This window comes from Paenibacillus sp. FSL W7-1088, from assembly GCF_037969855.1.
Taxonomy (GTDB): Bacteria; Bacillota; Bacilli; order Paenibacillales; family Paenibacillaceae; genus Paenibacillus.
On sequence record NZ_CP150216.1, the window covers coordinates 981451 to 1004384 of the forward strand.

General features: G+C 45.6%; 21 protein-coding genes. 10 read left to right on the plus strand and 11 right to left on the minus strand.

Annotated features, from left to right (window positions below; translation table 11 throughout):
• Positions 1-98: 98 nt before the first annotated feature.
• Positions 99-368, minus strand: a complete 270-nt coding sequence (locus MKY42_RS04490) for a hypothetical protein (protein WP_339848953.1) — start codon at positions 366-368, stop codon at positions 99-101.
• A 194-nt stretch (positions 369-562) separates the two neighbouring features.
• On the opposite strand from MKY42_RS04490, the gene MKY42_RS04495 reads away from it, so the two are divergent.
• Positions 563-2209 (plus strand): RNA polymerase sigma factor, encoded by a 1647-nt coding sequence (locus tag MKY42_RS04495; RefSeq protein ID WP_339848956.1) that lies wholly within the window; start codon positions 563-565, stop codon positions 2207-2209.
• Between the two features lie 358 nt (positions 2210-2567).
• Here the strand turns inward: MKY42_RS04495 and MKY42_RS04500 are convergent.
• A protein-coding gene (locus MKY42_RS04500) for an IS3 family transposase (protein WP_339843497.1) occupies positions 2568-3928 on the minus strand; the annotation gives its coding sequence in 2 pieces (ribosomal slippage) (positions 2568-3472 and positions 3472-3928; 1362 coding nt in all).
• Positions 3929-4048: 120 nt separating this feature from the next.
• The gene (locus tag MKY42_RS04505) at positions 4049-4624 is read right to left on the minus strand and encodes a dihydrofolate reductase family protein (RefSeq protein ID WP_339848959.1); all 576 of its coding nucleotides are present in this window, start codon (positions 4622-4624) and stop codon (positions 4049-4051) included.
• 246 nt (positions 4625-4870) lie between these two features.
• On the opposite strand from MKY42_RS04505, the gene MKY42_RS04510 reads away from it, so the two are divergent.
• The 5 genes from MKY42_RS04510 (at position 4871) to MKY42_RS04530 (ending at position 9455) form a co-directional block, all read left to right on the plus strand.
• Positions 4871-6454, plus strand: coding sequence for a glycosyltransferase family 39 protein (locus tag MKY42_RS04510; RefSeq protein ID WP_339848962.1), 1584 nt, complete (start codon positions 4871-4873; stop codon positions 6452-6454).
• A 5-nt stretch (positions 6455-6459) separates the two neighbouring features.
• The gene (locus tag MKY42_RS04515) at positions 6460-7047 is read left to right on the plus strand and encodes a hypothetical protein (RefSeq protein WP_179261543.1); all 588 of its coding nucleotides are present in this window, start codon (positions 6460-6462) and stop codon (positions 7045-7047) included.
• A 388-nt stretch (positions 7048-7435) separates the two neighbouring features.
• The gene (locus tag MKY42_RS04520) at positions 7436-8440 is read left to right on the plus strand and encodes a phosphotransferase (RefSeq protein ID WP_179261541.1); all 1005 of its coding nucleotides are present in this window, start codon (positions 7436-7438) and stop codon (positions 8438-8440) included.
• Positions 8441-8650: 210 nt separating this feature from the next.
• The gene (locus MKY42_RS04525) at positions 8651-9181 is read left to right on the plus strand and encodes an HAD family hydrolase (protein WP_339848971.1); all 531 of its coding nucleotides are present in this window, start codon (positions 8651-8653) and stop codon (positions 9179-9181) included.
• Between the two features lie 100 nt (positions 9182-9281).
• The gene (locus MKY42_RS04530) at positions 9282-9455 is read left to right on the plus strand and encodes a hypothetical protein (RefSeq protein WP_339848974.1); all 174 of its coding nucleotides are present in this window, start codon (positions 9282-9284) and stop codon (positions 9453-9455) included.
• A gap of 30 nt (positions 9456-9485) precedes the next feature.
• On the opposite strand, the gene MKY42_RS04535 is transcribed toward MKY42_RS04530, so the two are convergent.
• Together MKY42_RS04535 and MKY42_RS04540 are read right to left on the minus strand one after the other, a co-directional pair.
• A complete protein-coding gene (locus tag MKY42_RS04535) occupies positions 9486-9698 on the minus strand; it encodes a DUF6366 family protein (RefSeq protein WP_339848977.1) in 213 nt (70 codons plus the stop codon).
• 120 nt (positions 9699-9818) lie between these two features.
• A complete protein-coding gene (locus tag MKY42_RS04540; RefSeq protein ID WP_339848980.1) occupies positions 9819-10388 on the minus strand; it encodes a hypothetical protein in 570 nt (189 codons plus the stop codon).
• Between the two features lie 293 nt (positions 10389-10681).
• On the opposite strand from MKY42_RS04540, the gene MKY42_RS04545 reads away from it, so the two are divergent.
• The 3 genes from MKY42_RS04545 (at position 10682) to MKY42_RS04555 (ending at position 12393) form a co-directional block, all read left to right on the plus strand.
• Positions 10682-11161 (plus strand): GyrI-like domain-containing protein, encoded by a 480-nt coding sequence (locus MKY42_RS04545; protein WP_339848983.1) that lies wholly within the window; start codon positions 10682-10684, stop codon positions 11159-11161.
• A gap of 339 nt (positions 11162-11500) precedes the next feature.
• The gene (locus tag MKY42_RS04550; protein ID WP_090904784.1) at positions 11501-11950 is read left to right on the plus strand and encodes a hypothetical protein; all 450 of its coding nucleotides are present in this window, start codon (positions 11501-11503) and stop codon (positions 11948-11950) included.
• Positions 11947-12393, plus strand: coding sequence for a hypothetical protein (locus tag MKY42_RS04555; protein ID WP_339848986.1), 447 nt, complete (start codon positions 11947-11949; stop codon positions 12391-12393). The genes MKY42_RS04550 and MKY42_RS04555 overlap by 4 nt, the downstream gene beginning before the upstream one ends.
• 254 nt (positions 12394-12647) lie before the next feature.
• Here the strand turns inward: MKY42_RS04555 and MKY42_RS04560 are convergent, their stop codons facing one another.
• The 5 genes from MKY42_RS04560 to MKY42_RS04580 all read right to left on the minus strand — a co-directional run bounded on the left by MKY42_RS04560 (position 12648) and on the right by MKY42_RS04580 (position 19679).
• Positions 12648-13859 (minus strand): hypothetical protein, encoded by a 1212-nt coding sequence (locus MKY42_RS04560; protein ID WP_090904781.1) that lies wholly within the window; start codon positions 13857-13859, stop codon positions 12648-12650.
• A 39-nt stretch (positions 13860-13898) separates the two neighbouring features.
• Positions 13899-15320, minus strand: a complete 1422-nt coding sequence (locus tag MKY42_RS04565) for an MBOAT family protein (RefSeq protein ID WP_339848989.1) — start codon at positions 15318-15320, stop codon at positions 13899-13901.
• Positions 15321-15437: 117 nt separating this feature from the next.
• The gene (locus MKY42_RS04570; protein ID WP_339848991.1) at positions 15438-16589 is read right to left on the minus strand and encodes a hypothetical protein; all 1152 of its coding nucleotides are present in this window, start codon (positions 16587-16589) and stop codon (positions 15438-15440) included.
• Between the two features lie 17 nt (positions 16590-16606).
• Positions 16607-18886 (minus strand): glycosyltransferase family 2 protein, encoded by a 2280-nt coding sequence (locus MKY42_RS04575; RefSeq protein WP_339848994.1) that lies wholly within the window; start codon positions 18884-18886, stop codon positions 16607-16609.
• Positions 18887-19274: 388 nt separating this feature from the next.
• Positions 19275-19679, minus strand: a complete 405-nt coding sequence (locus MKY42_RS04580) for a CBS domain-containing protein (protein ID WP_024631266.1) — start codon at positions 19677-19679, stop codon at positions 19275-19277.
• 147 nt (positions 19680-19826) lie between these two features.
• Between MKY42_RS04580 and MKY42_RS04585 the strand changes: the two genes are divergently transcribed.
• On the plus strand, positions 19827-21911 hold the full coding sequence (locus MKY42_RS04585) for a penicillin-binding transpeptidase domain-containing protein (protein WP_339848997.1): 2085 nt from the start codon (positions 19827-19829) through the stop codon (positions 21909-21911).
• Between the two features lie 108 nt (positions 21912-22019).
• Here MKY42_RS04585 and MKY42_RS04590 read toward each other — a convergent pair whose 3' ends face one another.
• Positions 22020-22775 carry a class I SAM-dependent methyltransferase gene (locus MKY42_RS04590; RefSeq protein WP_090904775.1) on the minus strand — a complete coding sequence of 252 codons (756 nt, stop codon included), beginning with the start codon at positions 22773-22775 and terminating at the stop codon, positions 22020-22022.
• Between the last annotated feature and the right edge of the window lie 159 nt (positions 22776-22934).

Below are 22934 nucleotides of genomic sequence, written 5' to 3' on the forward strand. Positions count from 1 at the left end.
ACACGACTCTTTGAGCAATAGCCGCTTTTAAGGGCGGTGGGCTTCGCTTAGAAAGATGATCATAAATAGACCGCAACCTTTTGCGAGAGGGGGGCGGTCTATTTGCGTTTATCGGACAGAATAGCAACGATGAGCAATGCTGTTAAAGGTTTTTGTCCAGAATCATTTGGTATCCCTATAATTTCCACAGTTAGATTTATAGAGTCAGGCAGATTAACTTGATCTATATTCTCAAATCCGACAAAGTAATAATGCTGTTCGTCTAATTCTATTAAGCCTTCATCTGTCGAGCCAGAAGATGAAATTAAATTTCCGTCATTATAAAGCTTACAAGAAACATTATACTCTTTCAAACTGAATCCATTCACTTCATACCCGACCTTTATGTGTCCTTCCGTGTATTCAGCATTTCGTAAATTAATAGTGCCTCTGATGTTTGTAATTATACATGTATGAAGGAATCCGGTAGGACGCCCAAATTTTTTGAAATAATCCCAACCTTTATTTCGCCTGGCACACTATATAATTGTCAGGAATTACAGATGCAACTATGGAGGCAAAAATGGATCCAATTAGTAAAAACGGAAAAGAAGCGGCGGAAGCGATTCGGAGCTATGTCAAACCGATTTTCGGTTTTGCGTTAAACCGGGTCAAGCAGCGGGCCGAGGCGGAGGATCTGGCTCAGGAGATTATGCTGCAGTTGTTGAAATCCTTCTCCGGGGTGCGGGACATTAGAAGCCTTGACGCTTACGTCTGGACGGTTGCCCGATACACTTGGGTGAATTGGTTGAAAAAGAGGGCGCACGCTCCCCAAGCGATCGAAATCAACGGCATGTCCGAACTGTCTGCCGCCCCTTCCCGGGAGCCGCTTGACCGGCTGCTGGTAACCGAAGCTTACCGCGAGCTGCGCCGAGAAGTCGCGTTTCTGTCCGATATCCATCGCCGGATCGTGGTCATGCATTACTACGACGAGGTTAAAATCGGCGATATCGCGATTGCTCTGAACATTCCTGTCAACACGGTGAAGTGGCATTTGAGCGAGGCTAAAAAGAAGTTACGGAAAGGGATGAAACGTATGCGTGCAACAGGAACTTTAAGTGTCAATCCGGTCAGCATGGGGGAAATGGGCCATTCCGGTTCGGCCGGCAGACTGGGCGAAACCAACGATTTTCTTGGACGCGCCTTGGCGCAAAATATCGTTTACGCGGCTTATCACAAGGCGCGTACCGTACATCAAATCGCGGAGGAGCTCGGAATGCCGCCGTCTTTGCTGGAAGGTGAAGTCCGGCACCTGGCCGATTACAATTTTCTCATCCAAACCTCTCCCGGCAAATATCAAAGCAATACCATTGTCTGGGACCTCTTCGAGTTGGCCGTAGCCGGTCATCAATTCTGGCAAGATTGCGCCGCCGAAGTGGCCGATGTTCATTTTGACGCGTTAATGGAAGTTCGCCGGCAAGTTGAGGATAGCGGAGTGTTTGTTCCGGACGGCGACTATAACTTCCTGCTCTGGACCTTGCTGCCCAAGAACGTCGAAGAGCAATCTTGGCGGAGCATGCCTGCGGGCGAAAACTTCGATGCGGTCGCACCAATAAGAAAGGACGGAGGTCAGTATATTGCCTATGCGGCGTTAAACCGGAGCCACTATGCCGATCCGGGTTTTGATTTGAGTAGTTACGTCACCTTCGGTCCGTCGCTCCGCTACGTCGAAGACACTCCCTTATACTTGTGGCAATTCAATACGTACTGGAGCGACCGCCAGATGGATTGGCGTTTCCTGGAATACCGGAATGTCGAGATTTGTCATGCGTTCCAACAAGGGGAACTGCCCGACAACGAAGAAAACGCCGAGCAATATTCGTTCCTGCTGGAGAAGGGGTACATCCGCAAGACGAAGGAGGGGTACAAGTTCAATGCGGTTTGGATTGACTCTCCGCAAACGTTGGATCGGTTGAACAAAGCAATGCCGGATTTGTCCGCTCTTTATGCGCCTGCTGTCGGCAAGCTCTACGACAAAATGCTCAACCTGTTCCTGCAAAATCAGCCTAAGCATTTGGAGCCGCAGCTTGCTTACATGGTGAGAGGCAACACCGGAGGAGGTCGGCTGGTCGCTTATATTTTGAAGCATTTGATCGATAACGGGAAGTTGAAACCGCCGTTGCCGCACCAGCAGAAGACGATTTCGACCTGGATGGGGCCGGTAAAGTAAGGCGGTTCGGAAATGTATACGAAGAATAGTCGTTCCCTGGCGGTGGCCATTTTTACACAAAATTCTGTCTATCCAACGAAGTGATTAGGACATCTCTATTTCACAAGGCCCCCTCCTTAACGTATGGAAATGATTAAAAACTACCCATGACGCATGTGCGTCATGGGTAGTTTTTAATCGCAATCGTATCTGCCAGAGTTCTCCTTTAACCTTGCGATTTTTAATTTTTCTTGTCCGCAACCAACCGTGAGAGGCCAGATGCTCCACTACTCAGCAGATCTATTCAACTAACCTGCCCGTTAGTTGAATAAAAGCAGCCGATCAAATGAAGTGACCCCTTAAAGTTAGACAAATATTTTTATGCAATTTGTTGGGCATGAGCCCGGTATTGTACCGGACTCATGCCTTTTAATTTTGACTTGATGCGTTTGTGATTGTAGTAATCCATGTATCGTGCTAGCTCTTGTTTGAAGTGATCTACACTTTCAAATTCATGAAGATAAAAAAACTCTGACTTCATAATGCCAAAGAAGTTCTCCATTACTGCGTTATCATAACAATTCCCTTTGCGTGACATGCTCTGGGTAATCGCTTGTCCCTTTAAAGCCTGTCGATACTGTTTCATCTGGTAGTGCCAGCCTTGATCCGAATGCAGGAGGAGTTTATCCTCGTTGGACAAGCGTTTAAAGGCTTTATTTAGCATCTCGGAGACTAAGGAATACGTAGGGCGAGACCCTACTGTGTACGTAATAATCTCACCGTTATACAAGTCCAGAACAGGTGATAAATACATCTTTTCTCCAAACAACTTGAACTCTGTAATATCCGTAACCCATTTCTCATTTGGTTTTTTTGCTAGAAAATTACGATCCAGTACGTTGGGTGCAATTTTACCTACAGTTCCTTTATAGGAACGATATTTCTTCATACGCACCACTGATTTCAAGCCTAATTCTTTCATGATACGCAGTACTTTTTTATGGTTAACTCGATGTCCACGATTAACTAGTTCATCACAGATACGACGATATCCATAACGCCCGTGATGTTCCTCATAAATGGATTGAATAAGGAGTTTCAGGTCTGCGTCTAGATCGGGCTTGTCAAACTGCTTCACCCAGTAATAGAAGGTACTACGTGGGACTTCAGCGAACGCTAATAATGCAACCACCGGGAATTCAAGCCTTAATTCATAGACGACTTGCGCTTTGTCTTGTTTGGTGATTTTTCCTTGTTTTGAACTAAGGCATTCAACTTTTTTAAGTAGGCGTTTTCCATACGCAAACGTTCTAATTCAGCTTGTAGAGCTTCAGTCGATCCCTCAGCAGGTTCTTGCTTTTGAAGTCCTTTTTTATTCTTATCCGTCATACAATGACGCCCCTTTATCTTTGGTTTTAGGGCGTCGATCCCATTTTCATTGAACTGACTGCGCCACCTTCGAATAACCCCTGGAGAAGAGATATTGAAAATGACCGCAGCTTCATTTGGAGACGTCCCATTTTCGTTCATATAGTTGAGTACGTCTAGTTTATAGGTTAGAGAGTAAGCTGTATAGGTTTTTTCAAAAGCTTCTAAACCGTGATATTCGTATTGCTTGATCCACATACGCAGGATTTCATGATTAATTCCTAAGGATTTCGCAATGCTTTTAATCCCTTCATTTCCTGATAAATATTGATGAATAGCTTCTATTTTCAAGTCTAAATTAAATTTTGACAAAAAAACTGCACCTCCAATTGTTAGATGGTGTCTAACAATTGGGGTGCAGTTCACACGTTGATCAGCTGCTTTCTTGGTCTTATTGAGCTTTCTTTTAGCGTAATCACCTTAGTGACAAGGTCATCTTACCGTCTGGTAAACGAGGCCTATGACTCCAGAATCAAAGGTCTTGTTTTCGATTAGCTTAAGATTGATCTTCTCCTTGATGCCTTGGAATAGCGGCAATCCCTTACCGATCAGCACGGGAGAAACCGTAATTTTATACTCATCAATTAAATCAAGCTGCATAAGGTGGTGTGCGAACCTGGGACTGCCGAGGATGACCATATCGTTGCCTGGCTGCTGTTTGAGGTTATTGATCTCTTCCTCGATATTTTCTTTCACGAGTCTTGAATTATTCCATTCAACGGTATCCAGTGTCGTGGAAAAAACAATTTTGGCTGTTTTTTCGATCCACTCAGCATGATCCCGTTCATGTTGCGAAGCTGATGGGTTCGAAGGCACAGATGGCCAGTAACTGTGCATCATCTGATAAGTCCCACGCCCCCAAATGACAGTGTCGGCAGTACTCAGAATTTCTTTCGCATGTTTCTCCAAATCAGCATCGTAGGCAACCCAGCCAATGTCCATTGCACCTTCCGGCCCTTCTACAAAACCGTCAAGCGATGCGTGCAGAAATAGAACAAGTTTTCTCATTTTCAGTTCTCCTTTGTGCATAAGGGATATCTAACTTTACAGTTACTACATTTTGCCCTAATTCAACTTGAATTGATTCTTATGGATTGGCACGATCCGACCAACATATTTTTCTTATTCGATGAGGTATCCTCAGATTCCTTGTTGTCTTAATGAGCATTCTTAAGCACGAATCTGAATTCAGGCTTTTTTCAGGTAGAGGCATTATACTATTCCCGAATCCTGTACTGGAAAAGGAGTTTTGGCATGTCTAAGGTGATCCATAAGTCGCTTTATTTTATTCTGCTTATTTTTGTCGGCGTGTTTATCGTTTCGTCCCTGTTAATCCGGGCGCAGTACAACTACACCTTGTATGGGGATAATCCGATTCTGGCCATGCAGCAGTGGAGTATTTTTATCCCGGTGATTGCTTTGCTTCTAGGAGCGGGTATCGGATTGTACCGCCTTTGTCTGAAGCTGAACAAATACAGCCCAAAGGTTGTCATTCCGGTGGTGCTGCTATGCTCTCTGGCCATTCAAATTATCATTATCTTCGTGTTTCCACGAGTGCCTACGGATGATTCACAGACCGTGCTTTCACTCGCGATGAACATGCTCTACGATCAGGATTATTCTTCGTTCGAAACGGGCGGATATCTGCACATGTTCCCGTTTAACTTTTCCACCGTCTTGTATCTAAAAACATTGCTGTACCTGTTCCCGGATAATTATCTGGTGATTAAGCTGTTCAATATTTTGTTTGCAACGGTAACGACATTAATGATTTATCTCATTTATAAACAGTTAAATCATAAGTCCACGGAACGTGATTACGGAGTTCTGATCTTTGCAGCGACGTATCTGCCATCCCTGTTTCTGAACAACCTGATCTATAACGATGTCATTGCTACGGCATTTCTGACGTCTTGTTTATACTTCTTGATTCGGTTTATACGTGAAAAGTCTTGGCAGACGATCGTCACTGCCGCCATTTTGCTTGCGATTGGCAACTACTTCCGAAGCATTGGTGTGATTGTGCTGATTGCTGCTATATTAACCATCCTGCTAAATATGCGAAGTATTGGATTCAAGAAAATGATTGCCTCCATCTTCCTGCTGGCTATGTTGTTTAACGTCCCAGGGTGGACTCAGAATGCGGTCTTGAAATCTTCAGGTGCTGTAAGTGAACCTGTTGGGGAAAATTCGGCCCCGGTCTTTATGTGGCTGAACATGGGTATTAATCTGGAACGATTCGGCTTTTGGGACAACATGGAGAGCTACCAGATCTATCAAAGAGAAGCCAATTATAATAAAGCTGAAAGTACAGAACTGTACAAGCAGGAGATTGAACGCAAGCTATCGGAAGCCAGCTTAAGTGACTTGGCCCAGATGTATTACAAAAAGATCATTTGGACCTGGACCGAAGGTACCTACCAAATGGATCGATATGGCATTGGCAACGAAAGCTCCACGGGTATGGGAGGAGGAAGAGGTGGCGGAATTGCCGGCTCCTACAGTTATACCAATGCGGTAACAGACTTATTCAAGGGAGATTCCGTCTACCGGACGGGGGTGCTTTGGATCGTTTATGTGATGAATTTCATGATGTACTGTTTTATTTTCATTCGTTTGGTCGGTGGGATTCGTGGAAAGCGGTATGACGAAGCCTCTTTGATTCTGGTTATTCTCGGATTTATCGGGTTCTACATTCTGTGGGAGATTAAATCGAGGTATATTTACCCCGTATATCCGCTGCTGGTTGTATTGTCGTACATGGGATTCAAAGATGCGTATAACTTCATGTTTCATAGAAAACTCGGCTGGGAACGTTCTTCCCTGAGAAAAGGGTGATCTGTATGCGAAAAAATAGTTATCTCACAGCGGCTATACTCTCGTTGTTGACCTGCTCAGTTTTGCTCTCTGCTTGTGATGCTATTACTGCCCAGAACATTACGAATACCGGTTCTGCCCAAGGCATGAATGGTGGCGGAATGATGAATGGCGGTGGCCCGGGCATGAACGGAGGAACACAGAGGGGCGTAGGGCAAGGAATGAATGGCAGAACAGGCGGTCAGGACGATATGCGGGGGATGATGAATGCCGATCTTACAGGCAGAGTGATCTCTGCCACAGGAAGTAACGTCACGATCTCGTTGCTTGAGGTGCAGGACAACTCATCCACAGACTCCACGAATGGAAATGGAAGACAACCAGGTGCCTCTAGAGGCGGAAGCATGGATATGAAAGATACGGGCATCGAAATGAAATTGAACATCAGTGGGGATGTGGATATCACGGAAGGTATGGGCATGGGTGCCCCAGGTAACAACCAAAACGCTAATTCATCTATTCAGGTGTCTGATCTGAAAGAGGGAGATGTCGTTAGGGTTTGGTATAAGGAGAACACCGAGACCGTAGAACGAATGGTTGTTACACAGTCTTGATATTCGTTGCCGATAATCATCTAATGGAGTATTATGGAAATAACTTGTTTTTCGGAAGGAGTGAGCGTCATGAAACGACGGGCTAAGATGATGCAGAGTGTGACTACAACAATTAAGGTGATTACGAACTGAATAGATCCGGCAGAACAACGGACACATGGCGAAGCATTTGGTGTTTACTAATGTGACGATCTGAAGCCTGCCGACATATAGGGATATAACTGCTCATTTTTCCTGGGTTGCACGAGGTTTATTTGCTTATGCAAGTAAACCCGTGTATCTAGAATTTTTAAAGCCGCAGGCATAGCCTGCGGCTTTTTGCGCGCAAAAATAGGATTCGGAACGCTTAAAGCGTTCTATATTAAACGAACACTAAGGAGATATGCCCATGTTAAAACTTAAATATTTATTCCATAATAACGATCTCGCCGAGATGATTTTGCAAAACTGGAGTTATGATCCGGAGTCACTGGACATGTTCCGGTATTATCGTATTTCCTCCAATGCCGTGTATCCGTTCAGAGTTCAGGGAAAGGTTCACTTGCTTCGTTTTGCCCCTGTAGGAGAGAAAAATCAAACCAATCTTGCAGCGGAGCTGGAGTTCCTGACCTATCTTAAACTAAACCAATATGGTGCCATGGAAGCTGTACCTTCTCATGCGGGAAAAGAGCTGGTAGAGGCTCATACGCCTTGGGGAACGTATTATGCCTCCGTATTCAAACGAGTTCCTGGTAACCAGATGGGCAGTATCGATTTAAATGACCAGATCGTGTACAGCTTGGGTGAGGCATTGGGTAAGCTGCATCGTTTATCTCGTGAATACACACCCAAACAGGCAAAACGCTGGACGTATACCGATGTACTGGATTGGATGAAGGACGTTCTGGGGGAGTTCCCTGGCGAGAATGCGGCGCTCAATGAGGTGGAAGTTCTCCGGAATTATTTTGTAAATTGGCCCGTTACACAGCAGAACTTCGGGTTAATTCATTATGATTTTGAACTGGATAATGTCTTCTATGACGAGGAGAGTCATTCCTGTTACGCCATTGACTTCGATGACGCCATGTACCACTGGTACGCAATGGATGTGGAGCAGAGTCTGGATAGTTTACGGGATGAAATTCAGCCGGATGAATGGGAGCAGAAGAAGCGAATATTCTTGCAAGGGTATTGGAAGGAAGCAGGAGACGCCTATGATATGGAGTCGATGTTTCTGGCATGTCGTCGTTTTGCCAATCTGTACGGTTATGTACGTGTGCTTCGATCTGGGGAAGAACAATGGGCAAATGAGCCGGAGTGGATGAGTGGATTAAGAGCAAGGCTGGATAAAGCGATGACAGTGAAAGCAAAGCAGTTTGGTAAGCAGCAGCCCCTCCAACTACCGGCTAAATGATCCTCATTACTTTTTCAGTCAAGATGATTAAGCTTAAATCAGGCATCTGCATATGCACAACGAAATATTGATTGATTTTTTATTCGTCTCCATTGTAACATTAGATTAAGCGCTATACCTTTTATTAAAACATCAATGTTGGATTACATGGTCAAGTGGAAACCGGCAATTCGTTTCACCAATTGAATGAAGAGGATGGTCATAACGAACATGGACGACAAAAAGTTAATTATCTTTTTTGACAGCGGCGATACCATTGTTGATGAATCGACCGAGTTACGGGACGAAGAGGGAATTGTTCTGAGTGCGGATTTGATTCCGGGTGCGGATATCACGATTCAGAAGCTTCATGAAAGAGGGTACACGCTGGCCCTGGTTGCTGACGGCGATGCACAATCCTTCAAGAACGTATTTAAGCAGCATGGACTTCATGATTATTTTAGCGCAATGATTATTTCGGAAAATATTAAAGCCAGCAAGCCAAGCCCGCGGATGTTCAAGGCAGCAATTGGTGCTCTTGATTTGTCCGAAGGGGATTTTTCAAGAACAGTGATGATTGGCAATAACCTGAGTCGTGATATGAAGGGAGCCAACGCACTTGGCATCACCAGCATCTTTCAGAGCTGGACGCCACGTTATCCCCATGAGCCGGTGGATGAGACAGAACGTCCGACTCACACAGTCGGTGAACCGCTGGAGCTGCTTGAACTTATTGAACGGCTAAATGCCGAAGTCAAATAAATAAAATGTTTGCTTGTATGCCCGTGAGCAGAAGGATAGAATGTCATTCAACCTTCTGCTCACGGGTTATTTTTACTTTTTTACATGAGAAAATGATAGAATGATCGTAAAATCCGGAACTGGGGTAGGTGTTCTTATGGAGGAACCACATCGGGAACCGTTGTTGTACTTGCAAACTGCCGATTTGGTGATGGAAGAAATCCGTAACCGGAAATTGCGGCCACATGATCCCGTGCCATCGGATGGCGAGCTCGCCAAGGAGTTCTTCAAGTAGGGAAGAATGCTTATTTATCCCTATCCTTATTTAAAACACTAATTTATAAATTACATACCCTATTACCAATAATATAATGAGGATTCCAGTGCCTTTCCATCCCAAACTACCAACTAAATCTGCGAAGCTTCCAAATTGAGTACGATTTATGCCATCACCAAACGTACCCATGGGGTTTCCCTTTAATTCTTCTTGTCTCAGACGTTCTCTTTTTTCTTCAGGTGTTTCTTCTCGAAAATCCATGTAACCACCCCCTGAAATTTTATTTTTTGGAAACAGAACCTATATTCAAAAAGAGCACAGCTGATCCGAAGTAAGTCAGGGACGCTTTGTGCTCTTTGCTGTATCCAAATCATGTAGGAGTTATGATTCGATGTTTAGATCGAAATCAGGCTCACACATATAGTCGATCGGGTAGAGATCGTCTCTCGCCGAGATTAATGCACGAAGGTGAAGGTAGCGATGATGAGGCTGTTCCACAACACCACCGACAGAATAGGGGACAAGTTCAGCTACGACGAAAACATCCTCTGCATGGTTACATTTGAAGATCACGTTGTTCGGGTTACACACTTCTTCCATATAACTGTAGGTCATGACATGGAAGGAACGACCTTTCCAATTCGTCTTAATCACTTTATAGGACTGCGTCCGCACAAGATCTAGGTAACGCTCCAGTGAAAAGGTATGCTCGAACTGGGTGATGTACCCCTTTTTATCCACATCAATCGTAAATTCCACATCATAGCTTACGTGAAACTCTTCCTTGTACGTTCCCTTCATCATCTTCATCGCATCAAAGTATGATCCGAATTCGGGATCTTCCATATAGGGAATGGCAATGAGTTCAGCGTTAATGTGATGATTAATCTCATTGTTGCTGGAAACACCCGTGTTAAACTTGGTAGGTTGAAAATCAATTGACCCAATCATGCTCCCGGGGAAACCGGGACTGCAACTTATTCGCATAGTCATCTCCTTCGTTGTTAGTTAATCATTAGACGATAGAATGAAAGTAAAGTTGCATCAGAATAAGGAAATTGAGGCTGGATATGAATGAACCTATTTCCAATCGTCTTGCTCTTTTGATACAGTATCTATAGTAAAACCCGGGAGGATATATTGTATATGGAAAAATCACTTCAAGAACTGAAGCATAATGCGTGCGCGGAGGCACGTTTCGATCAGATACTAATAATTCGTTCATTCTGAAAGGAGCCCGTTCCATGAATGTGAAAGATAACTTGATTGAACAGCAGTCCTTAACTTTCGTAGGAATTAAAAGAACATTCTCTTGTGTGGATGGCGAGAATTTGAGAGAGATTCCAAAGATGTGGCAGGAAGCTTTGGCAGACGGAATAGAAGATCGTTTAAACGATTTTAATAACGGGGCCGTGTCCGGTTTGGTAGGCATTTGTATAGATCAGAGGGAATTACACAGCGATCAAATGGAATATTGGATTGCGACTTCACACTCCGGGGAAGTGCCTGAGGGTTTGTTTTCAATAGAGATTCCCGCGTCCCACTGGATGGTGTTTGAAGCCGATGAATTGGCTCCAGAAGAGATACAGCGGTTGTGGAAGTATATTATGAGCGAATGGTTCGGAGCCACCCCTTACAAGCATGCGGGAATTCCGGAACTTGAGGTATACAGAGGTCAAGGTCTTCCTCCTCAAGTATGGATACCTGTTAAACCTTTTTCGTGATTTAACGGATAACCGGCCAGGTTATATCGTTATATAGGTAAAGGTAAACGATATCAATTGAACTAAACTTTTACACGATAACGGAGAGGACAGAAATAACCTGAAGAGCGGAGCTAAAAGCTTTCTGAAAGAAAGCTGCATCGGAAGCATAGGCTTCGCCTTTATCCCCGGATTTTCCCCTTTAAAAAAGGGAATCCAAAAAATCTGGGGATAACAGCGATCGGAAGATTGTTCTGTCATCGGAGTGGCACGTGTAAATAATCTTTAGTTCGATTTATATTGTACCAGAGGGTTTACTCATCATGGCTGCATCATGTTCGATTCATTAGGAGGCTTAATATGTTATCCAATAAAGTGATTGATTATTGTCAAAATCAGGGCTGGTGGCATGAAGATGTGCCGGCAGAGTATGAAGAAGCTTTACGTAAACTGGGTATTGATCTTGCATCTGATTTTGCACATTTTTATTTGCATGCTGATGATGGTCCGACCTTTTACAGTAGACATCAGGAGATCTATCAGATCTGCTGGGTGATGGAAAACACCGTATATTTGGAGGACATGACGGTGGCTCAACTCACGTTAGGATTGCCAGAAGCCTACATCCCGCTGGACAGCTTTGAGGGCGAGGGCGGGTTCTTTTATAATCGCCAAACGGGAGACGTGGCTCTGGTGGAGCTTGGTGAATCAATTGAACGTTTCCTGAGCGGTGAAAGTACACCGCAATGGGCAAGCTTCAATAACTTTCTGGAATGGTATTTCGAACTGGAGGAGGAGGTTACGGAGTGAAAGATTTGACGCCGGAGCATCCCGAACTGGAGAGACAAATTATCGAAACGGTAGAAGCAGGCAATGTTCTGGATGAAACGCAGCAACATGAGCAAGCCCTGATCTATTATGATCAGGCTTGGGGGATGCTGCCCGAGCCGAAGACGGACTGGGAATTGGCAAGCTGGATCGCTTCCTGTCACGTGAATACACATATGGACCTAGAGCAGTACGCGCTGGCGAAGCCGTGGGCTGAAATAGCACTGCAAACGCGAGGTTCGGATATTAATACCGGCCCGTGGATTGAATTGGGTATAGTCTGCATGAGGCTAGAGCAGCATGATGAGGCTTTTGCTAATTTGGACCTGGCGTATTCATATGGCAAGGAAAGAGCGTTTCAAGGCAGCCCGCGTGACGTTTTGCAATATTATAAGGAACAAAAGGCGAAGCGTGAACGAAACTGATTCTATTTCTATTGGATTACAAAAAGAAAAGGATACCCTGTCTGCCAGATCATTGGCTGTGGGGTACCCTTTTCTTGTGTTTGACTACAAGATCATACCGGAACGGAGGGGGGCAGAAAGAATCTGGAGAAGCGAAGCGTTCACCTTTATCACCGGATTTCTCCCTAATAAAAAGGGATAAAAGAAATCTGGGGATAACAGTGATCGGAAGATTGTTCTGCCACTGTAGTGGTAAAGTATGATCCTTCACCGAGTTAATCTTTCGATCCGTAAGGGAAAAATTCATCCACGAGATCCTGCGGCGATATGGATACAAAGACGTGATCCAGGTCGGTTTTGCTGGCGAAATCCATGATGTCTCCCGTATAATACCGCGGATCAATCAGGTAAATCTCGGACACGACGGTCGACAGGAAGGAGATCATCGGCACTGCGAGAGAGTCCTTGATGAACAATACCTTGAGTCCATTCGAGTTGTCTTTGTTCACCACATGAACGATTCCCTGATTTCCGTACAGGTACGTAAAGTACTTGTCAGCGGTTAGATCATAGGTAGCTCCTTGCACATTCAGCGGATAGGTCGTGAGCAGAGCATCCTCAAAGCGGCCGTTCAATGTGGCTTCCGTCTCGCCGGTTTTGAAGTAGAAGGAATAGTCTGTTTTGAACTTCGGATAAATCAGGTCAAAGTCATCGTCACCCGCAAAGTATTTCCCGGCTTTTCGACCCTGTGATCCAATGAAAATATCCTGATACGGAACCACATTATAGTTATTTAAGTCCGTGAAATAATGATCCGGGTCCAGCGGTTTGTTGTACATGCCGTCCAGATGATTCACCAGCTGGCCAAAGGCCCAGAATGCAGTCTTGATTTTCCAGTGGTGATCCGTGGTGAAAAAGAGATCCTTTGCCGGAATACCGTTTTCCAATAGACCTTCGCGCAGATCCACCGTATCGATGCCATCCTGCTTGAGATTGGCCAGAAAGCCATCGGCTGTTTCGTTGTTATAATTGTAAGGAATGCCTTCCGGGAACTGTGTATACCCACGAACGTATTTGTCTGGTGTCATTACATAAGTCAGCTTTGTTTTGGGGTCCAAATGTGCTCCGAGCGCAGCAACCCGATTCGAAAGATCTTTCGTATCCGTCGGCCCTGTGGCGAAGTAGGTATAGTGCAGCTTGCCCTCCATGTCTTTTACGACTTCGAAGTTGTTCTCCTCGTTCTTCCACATGAGTGACTGCATATATCCATACGCTTCCACGAAGCCGAATTTATCGAAGACATGTTCATTAATGTCGTCGTCCAGTTCGTGAATCAGTTCTTTGGCTTCAGAATAATGGAAGTCCGCTGAGGCCAGTGTCTTTTGGATCGGCCCGAAGGACTGAATGATGTTCAGAACAGAGAATGTCACGAGCACGAGAATGAAGAGGAAAGCCGTGATTCTCTTTTTGGCAAAAAAGTTGTGCATGCTTGTGCCTTCTCTCAGAGAGTTAGTTTATAAATTGACTCAGAAATTGAAATAAATAAACGGGTTGTATGTACCTTTGACCAGATACGATACACACACCAGGAATAACACGATGATCGTAACTGGATATACCAGTTCCAGTGGTTTGCTGAAACGTGCGCCGTCGACCATCAGTTTGTTCATTCGCGTGGCAATCGGCATGCAGAACAGAATGCCCAGAATGAAGAAGAGCGCGTATTCCTTCAGGAACATCCAAGTCGTATCACTCCAGAACCCATTACCGTACAGTCCAAACATGTTGCCCAGATAGTTGCCAGCTTGTATTAGATCTGGTGAACGGAAGATCACCCACCCGATGACCACAATGAACATGGCATAGAGATGCCGCAGCGGGTTAAAGCGGGTTCCTTTATCAAAGTTAGAGATTTTCTCCAGCGCAATGAATGCGAAGTTAATCAATCCCCAGACTACAAATGTCCACTCCGCACCATGCCACACACCAGTCAGTCCCCAGACAATGAGCAGATTGCGAATCATTTTATCCTTGTTGGTGACACGTGATCCCCCGAGCGGGAAATAGACATATTCCTTAAACCAGGTACCGAGCGAGATATGCCAGCGGCGCCAAAATTCAGTGATGGACCGGGAGATATACGGATATCTGAAGTTCTCTTCGAACTTGAACCCGAACATGAGGGCGAGACCAATGGCCATATCGGAGTATCCTGAGAAATCAAAATAAATCTGCAACGTATAGGCGATGGCTCCAAGCCATGCCAGACTCGCCGGAATATCCGAGGTGCCACCCATGCTAAAGATGTGATCGGCGACAATTGCCATGCTGTTGGATAACAGCACCTTTTTACCCAGGCCCACAATGAAGCGGCAGCAGCCCAGTGCGAACTTGTCCCAACTTTCCTTACGGTTGACCATTTGATCTGCAATTGTGTTATAGCGCAGAATCGGTCCGGCAACGAGCTGAGGGAAGAAAGAGATATATAGCGCCACATAAAAGAGATTTTTTTGCACGGCACCATGTCCGCGATACACGTCGATGACGTAGGAAATTCCGTGGAAGGTGAAGAACGAGATGCCTAGCGGTAACGCAATATTCGGGATATTTAAGCCAAAGCCGGTATTTTCATTCACAATACGCAGTGCAAAAGCCATGTATTTAAAGACGAACAGCATACCCAGATTGACGATAAGCATCAACGTAATGATGGTGTACGCGGTATTCCTTCGTTCCCTGAACTTGTCCACAAGCAGGGCGAAAATATAGTTGAAACAGATGGAGGCCAGCATGACGAGGACAAACCACGGTTCACCCCATGCATAGAAGAACAGGCTGGCAACCAGCAGCAGCATGTTTTTGGCCGTAACCGAGAATCTCAGTATGTAATACAGCCCCAGCACAAGCGGCAGAAAATAAAATAGAAAGATTACACTGGAAAAGAGCACTGCCTTTCCTCCTTGAGCATCATATAAGGGTGCACGTTGTATCTATGGATGCAACATGCTCAAGCAAAACAGGCAGACACCCGCATCTAAGGAGGCGAGTTGGTCTGCAAGGGTCATTTACATACGAAAAGGACGCCGTGCTTGTCGATCTTCCCGGGAACGCCGTTTTATGGCGCCATGGGCAATCCGTTGTCTTCTCCACATCCAGTAGAGGACGAGTCCATGGATTCCGGCAGCGGTTAACAAGAGTCGAATAAACCATCCCACCGATGTTTTCATCAGTGGGTCCGCTGGGCTGAGTACCTTGGTAACTTCAGATGGGTCAGGAATAGAACGTGGCGTCCCGTCTTTCTCCTGAACATTCATGGCCGAAGAGCGATCCAGCATGACAGTCTTTGTTAGGTTCCATTTGTTATTCACAAGTGCACGTATGGTGGCCTGCTCAGCATCGACTTCGGTATGAAGCGTCAGCAGTCCATTCGGTGTAATGGATACTCCCTGTACGGGGGTGTCGAGCTGGAATTGTACATCGTGCTTTTCTTCTGAGGAGGATTCAACAGCGTATTGGGCAATGGATTCCCCGGCTACAGGCTTTACCACACGTTCGTCACCAGTCATATGCAAGGTGGTGAGCCCGTTCTCCACCACAGCTTGCTTTTTGGACAACGGCTTGATGTTGCCGATGCGGAAGCTCAGTTTGGCATTTTCGGGAGTTGTAGTTGTAATTCCCCAGCCAATGACTTTACCCAAGCTCACCCGACCTGCCGTGTTGGCCTTGTCCTGGACCATCAGGCTGGAAAAGGGGATGCGGATCTGTCCGACAAATCCCGGTTCCAAAGCAATCTGGCCGGAAACCGGGCGAATCAGTTCGGCATGTCCGGTTGATTTCTCGACTACGATGACGTTTCGATTATCAGACACAGTAAGGGAGGTTTTATCCGCTCGGGTCAGTACGATATTAAGAGGCAATTTTTGCTCCGATTCATTGCGGATGGAGAAGGTCAAAGCCCCATAGCCTGACCAGTCTCGATTCTGCAGCTCATAGACGTAGGCCGAATAGTATCCTTTTTGGAGCCCCTGCGTGGAGGTCTTAATCTGGATACTACCTTTGTTATCAACGCTGGCGTCTACCCTGGCTCCGTTGTTCCATTCATGGAGTTTATTCTCATTCACCTTAAGCTGCTCTGCCTGAACAGCCTGAATGGGATATACGTTCCATAACACAACAAGACTGGCGACAAGCGTCAGTTGTTTCCACTTCTTGATCATGCTTTCTTGCCTCCGCTCTATAGATAAGCCATCTCGTTCAGTTCGTCTGGAGAGATGTTGTTCTTGCCCTGGGATGCAGGGCCTGTTTTACCCAACTGAATATGTTCCTTATTCCACTGTTTCAGCAGAGCTTCCAAGGTTGGCATCTGATGGTTGCGAGCAATATCACGAATATTGGTCACATGGTACAAATTGCCTCGTTTGTTACGCAGGGACTGTACCCACACGCATTTCAGTGAGATGTCTTCGCTAAGCGGAAGTTGGATCTCATTGGCCAAATCATGAGGCTCCATCTCCACCAGGACGAATTCATAGTTGAAATCCAGCAATGTCACGGTTCCATGATCTGCCGTTGGCAATTCGCGATTTAGCGCAATTCGTGCCAGCTTCCGGTTGGACATGAACTCACTCTGACCCCGACGTACAAAATTCAGGCGAATATCTTCAAATGTACTGATATCCTTGTCCAGCTTCTGAGGCAGTGTAGGTTCGCGATCATAGATGATGTGCAGCAGCTGGCGCTGCTCTTGTTCCGTGATATCCTTAACCGTAAAAGCATATTTCCAACGGTTCCCGATCGAAGCGACATGTGCCACCTTGCCTGTAAACTCGCTTGAATATCGATCATTTACCAGTTTAATGCCAATCTCTGTATCACTTGGAATGTACTTCGGTGTATCAAGCATGACGGAAATACCGCCTTCCGAGAGATCGTGAGTGATGCAGGAGATCGTCTCCCCTTCCGTTGTGAGCGTGCAATCCACGGCAGCCATTGAGCGCTCATGATTGCGGAATACTTTGCGTCCAGCCAGGAAGAAGATCGACATCATGATGTTGTAGAAATTAATCAATAACCAGTACAGCACAACGAGGAAACCAATCGTTCCCTGACTGAATGTCCAGTGGATGCAATTCACGATTCCGATAATGGACAGAACCGCCAGAATCAGATGAGGAATCATCTGTTTAATCTGATAGTTCCGATCATCATTTTGCGCACCGTCTTTGCGAGTAACGACAAATTTGTTCATCGTGATGCCCAGTGTTTCCAGAATGACGGCTGGCAGAAGGGAAGGGAACAGAATAGTCTCATATACATTGGTCCATTTGGTGGTCCGAATATTGCCGGATAACATCCTCAGACAGGTGTTGGTCAACAGATACATCGGCAACCAGAACACGAGAATTTCCAGAATGGTACATTTCACAACCAGAACGCCGAACACGGCAAACAGTATGGGTGACATGATGTACAGCAGTCGTTTTAACCCGGAGTACCAGTAGGTAATGGAAGAAATGTAGTTTAGTTTTTGGGCAAAGCTAAGTCCTTTCTTGAAAAGAAGGTTCATCTTTTTGCCTGTCTGGATACAACCGCGCGCCCAGCGCTGACGTTGTTTGATCAGACTTTTCAGATCACCGGGAGCAAGTCCGGAGGCTAGTACTTTATTGGTGGCGAAGCAGCGATACCCTTTGCTCTGCATTTCAATACCCGTAGCAAAATCCTCTGTAATGGAACCGGTGTAGAAACCGCCGACGTCTTCCAGTGCCTGTCTGGAGAGTACCGTATTTGTTCCACCATAGATGACAGAGTTGGACTTGTTGCGTCCCACTTGTACGTCCCGATAGAAATAATCCTGTTCATTCGGTATCCGGTTCTCGGAGTACAGATTGTACTGGAACTGATCGGGATTATAGAAACTCTGTGGTGTCTGTACGAAACCAATTTTTTCTCCGGTCAGAAAGTAGGGAACGCACGACGTCAGAAAATCATGTTTTGGAATCATGTCTGCATCAAAGGTGACGATTAGCGGGGAGGACGTATGCTTCATGGCATTGTTCAGGTTACCCGCCTTGGCGTGTACATGCTCCGTTCGCGTAAGGTAGTTAATGCCCAGGTGTACAGCCAGTTCCCGCATCTCGGGACGATTGGAGTCATCACACAGATGGATATGTACTTTGGATCGATCAGGATAATCCATGTTCAGACAGCCATTAATCGTTTTGAACAGAAGTGAAGTGGGTTCATTATAAGTTGCGATAAATACATCCACATCCGGATATAGGGCTTCGTCAACAACGGGAAGTTCGGGATATTCGAGCCGGGTCATATTGTAAAAATGGACGGCCAGTTCGAACATACCTATTAGTTCGACAATGAGGAGGGCAAGACCTGCCGTCACGGCGAGAGGGCCATGTCCGAAAGGAATGGTGAAGAATGTACGCCAAATGACGTAAATACAAGACATAATCACTGTAGCCGTGACAAGTATCTTGTTGCGTGTACTTAAGTAGTTCAAGTGAATACCTCTTCCTGATTTTTCTGAGTAGTGCCGCCTATCGGAATAAAAAGAATGTGATCATTGTACTAAACGATTCTGAACAAATTCTGAAAAATGAGATAGGGCCTCGAAAAATATAGAGCCATCGGTTCCATTTTTGATGGTTAATTTTGTCGTATCGTAATAATTATTGTAGTTATATGTCGAAATTTGCGCAATATGTTTATTTATTTTTCCACATATTTGAAAGTGGGGCTTGGATGTTATCTGAAAACACAAAAATGACGAGTCCAAGGTTCTAATATCATTAAGTTAAATAACTTAATGACATTGCCCCAAGGACTCGTCATTTCTGTTTTAGCCTTTTGCCCATGTAATCAGCAAAAGGCATATATTCATTTCAAATTTAGTCGGAGATGTTGCGCGTATAATACTCAATAATATCCTTGCGACGGATAATCCCGAGGAAGACACGGTCCACATCCACCACAGGCACAAAGTTTTGATCTGCTGCCAACGTCAGCATATCCTCCATTTCTGCCTTAATAAAGACACATTCATTATATACACGGTTGTCGATCTCGTGCACCTGGACCTGATCCATCGTCTCAAATGTCAGTCCGGGGGTACTCCGCATTTTCCATAACAAATCGCCTTCGGACAGGGTGGCAACATATTTTCCATCCTGGTCAATCACGGGAATGGCGGTATAATGCTGCAATTCAAGCTGCTCGATCGCATCTTTCATGGAAGCGGAAGACTTGATATAGGCCACTTCGGCTTTGGGGAGTAAAAAATAGCTGATTTCCATCATCGGGCTCCTTTACTGTAATCTCGCTCTCCTTATTTAAACATATTATGTGAGCTTTCGGCTATTTTTAATGATAAATTCGTCAGATTTGTTCCATTGTTTAATTGAGGCTGGAAATCTATAGTGTATATTAGAGGTGATATGATTATGAAATCGAAACGTAAAATTATTTATGGACTGCTTCCCATCTTATTTGCCGGTGGAATCGGAATGTACTTATACATGCAGAATAGCAAAACAGAGGAAGTTAAGCCTGAGGTAACCGTTAATCAGTACATAGAGCATTTGCAAAAGAAAGAATTTGATCAACTGTACACCTTGATGACGCCTGCTTCATTGAAAGAGTCCGGCATGAACCGTGAGCAATTTGTGGAAAAATATAACGCGATCTATTCGGGCATGGAGGTTTCTGCAATTAAGGCAGAATTGAAACCGAAAGTAATCGAAGAGACAACGGATGGCACGGGTAATGACAATAAAAACCAAAACCCGGATGCCTATGAAGTGGACTACAGCCTGCAGTTAACGACCTTTCTGGGAGAAGTGGACGAGACACATACACTGAAACTGGTGCGTGAAGAGCTTGAGGAGGGTCGCAAAGTCTGGCGGATCAACTGGAAGCCATCCATGATTCTGACTGACATGGTCAAGGGAAGCAAAGTTCGGGTGAGAACCCTTTTCCCGGAACGTGGGGACATTGTTGATCGTGAAGGGCTGCCCCTTGCAACCAAGGGGAATATATACGAGTGGGGCATCATACCGGAGAAGCTGGGAGAAAATCCGGAGCCGATGATCGCCCGGATCGCGGAGCATTACAAAGTAACAGAAGCTATGATCAACACCGCGCTTGCACAGAAATGGGTGAAGCCGGAATATTTTGTCCCGATTGCTTCAACAGAGGACTCCCGGGTGCCTGCAGCACTGGCTGGTGTGCAGGTTCAATCCAAGGAAATACGATACTATCCTCTTGGTGAGGCTGCTGCTCATTTGATCGGTTATGTGCGCAAGGCCACCAAAGAAGATTTGGAGAAAGATACAGAAGGCTATTATCGTGCGGAAGATTGGATTGGCAAAGCTGGACTGGAGCAATCCCTGGAGAAGCAGCTTCGCGGCGAACGGGGTGGCCTGATCGAGATTACCGATGAATCGGGAAATACCCGTTCAGAGCTTATCCGCAAGGATGCAGTGGATGGCCAGAATATTCAACTGACGATCAGCTCCGAGCAACAGCGTAAACTGTATAAGACATTATCGAGTGGTGGTGACGCCGGAGCGATGGTGCTGATGAATCCGACGGACGGCAATCTGCTGGCTCTGGCAAGTGCGCCCGCCTATAATCCGAACAAGATGGTTACGGGACTGACACAGGCTGAGTGGGATGCCTATTCAGCAGATGAGAAGCTTCCTTTTATCAATAGGTTTACGAATCGTTATGCACCAGGGTCAACCTTCAAAGCCATTACGGCAGCGGCAGGTCTGATGGAGAAGGTTACCACAGCGGACAAATCGCATGATATCTCTGGTCTGCAATGGCGTAAGGATGAGAGCTGGGGCGGTTATTATGTGAAACGTGTGAAAAGTGTATCCCCGGTGAACATGGTTGATGCGCTGGTCTACTCGGACAATATTTATTTTTCGAAGGAAGCGGTTGAGATGGGCAGCGCCAAGTTCATAGAGGGCATCCAGAAGTTCGGTTTTGGAGACAACTTTGGACTGGATGAACTGTATTTGAAACCAAGTCAGTATGCAAACGAGGCTCATCTCGATCTTTCATCCGAGGTGCTGCTCGCTGACACGTCCTATGGACAGGGCGAAATGCTGATGTCGCCAATTCATCTGGCGTCCTCTTTCACTCCTTTTATTAATGAAGGGAAAATGGTGAAGCCCGTACTGATAGAGGAAAAGGAAACCGCCGAACCGGAGGTTGTAATTACACCTGAAGTTGCAAATACGGTGAAGGATGCCTTGGGCCAGGTGGTGACCCGATCGGGAGGAACGGCTCATTCCTTGAATTCACTCCCTGAAGGACTGGCAGCTAAGACAGGGACGGCCGAACTGAAGGCCAAGAAGGGGGAGAAAGGACAGGAGAACGGTTTTGTGGTGGTGTTTGATACCGAATCTCCGTCCTTCCTTATAGCCGCGGTCATTGAACAAGTGAATGGAAGAGGCGGCAGTCATTATGTTTTGGACAAATTAAAGCCTTTCCTGGAGAAAAAGGGAGTAACGCAGTAATTGGATGGATTGCGATTTACGATGTATCTTTAGTATTTGAAGAGCCCATCCACCATTCATGTTACCAGAATGGTGGATGGGCTTTATTTTGCCTTTATGTTATAAGATTTATTTCCGAGCAGTCAGCATAAAACGTGCCGAGTTCGTTCGAATCCCTTTATCGCAGCGATTTTGCTCAACAAACTGTTGGAAACGCTCTAAGTCGGATTCCTTCTCTCCAAAATCGGGAATGATCGGTGCATGGGTCAGCAGGAAAAGCAGATCATCAGGCGTGGCGTAATATTCTGTTGCGTTATATTCATACGCCTCAATGTCTTGAAAACCCGCTTCGCGAAGTTCGCGTTTGTATCGTTCCATTAATGTGCCAGGCTGAACGCCCAGTGACTGTCCACGGTCAAAAGCCTTTGAGAGATTATACTTATCATGTTCACTGACTTGTTGGGTAAGGAATACACCGCCATCGGCCAATACTCTGAATACTTCTGTAGCGCAGAAGTCGCAGTGTCTGGAGGACACGACATTAAAGAATTGATCTGGAAATGTCAGTTGCTCTGCATTCATATGCACAAAACGGACATTCGAACGGGAACCAGATGCCTTGAGATTACGCTGGGCAGTCTCAATCATTCCCCGGGAAAGGTCTATTCCAACCAATAATAGTGCAGCATCCGCGATGGAAAGAACAGCTTCTCCCCCACCTGTGCCAATATCAAGCAATAGATCTGACGGTTGGGTGCAGCGTGTAACTTCCTCGTAGAAGTTCCATCCAATGCCCTCTGAAGTCACTTTCAGGGAGCTGAAGTCCCAGCCATTCAATCGCCCAATACGTTCGTAAAAAGTAGTATAGTCCATCTTTTTCTTCATTATATGATTCCTCCAATGTGAGTTCTTGATTCTAAATAGATGTTGTGCAAAATCGTTATGATTAGATGCCGAACAGGCTCAAAAGGGCAGACGTATCCCATGTTAGCTGGTACGCGTTTTGACCCAGCCCGACGACTAATTACTTCGAACGATTGGGAA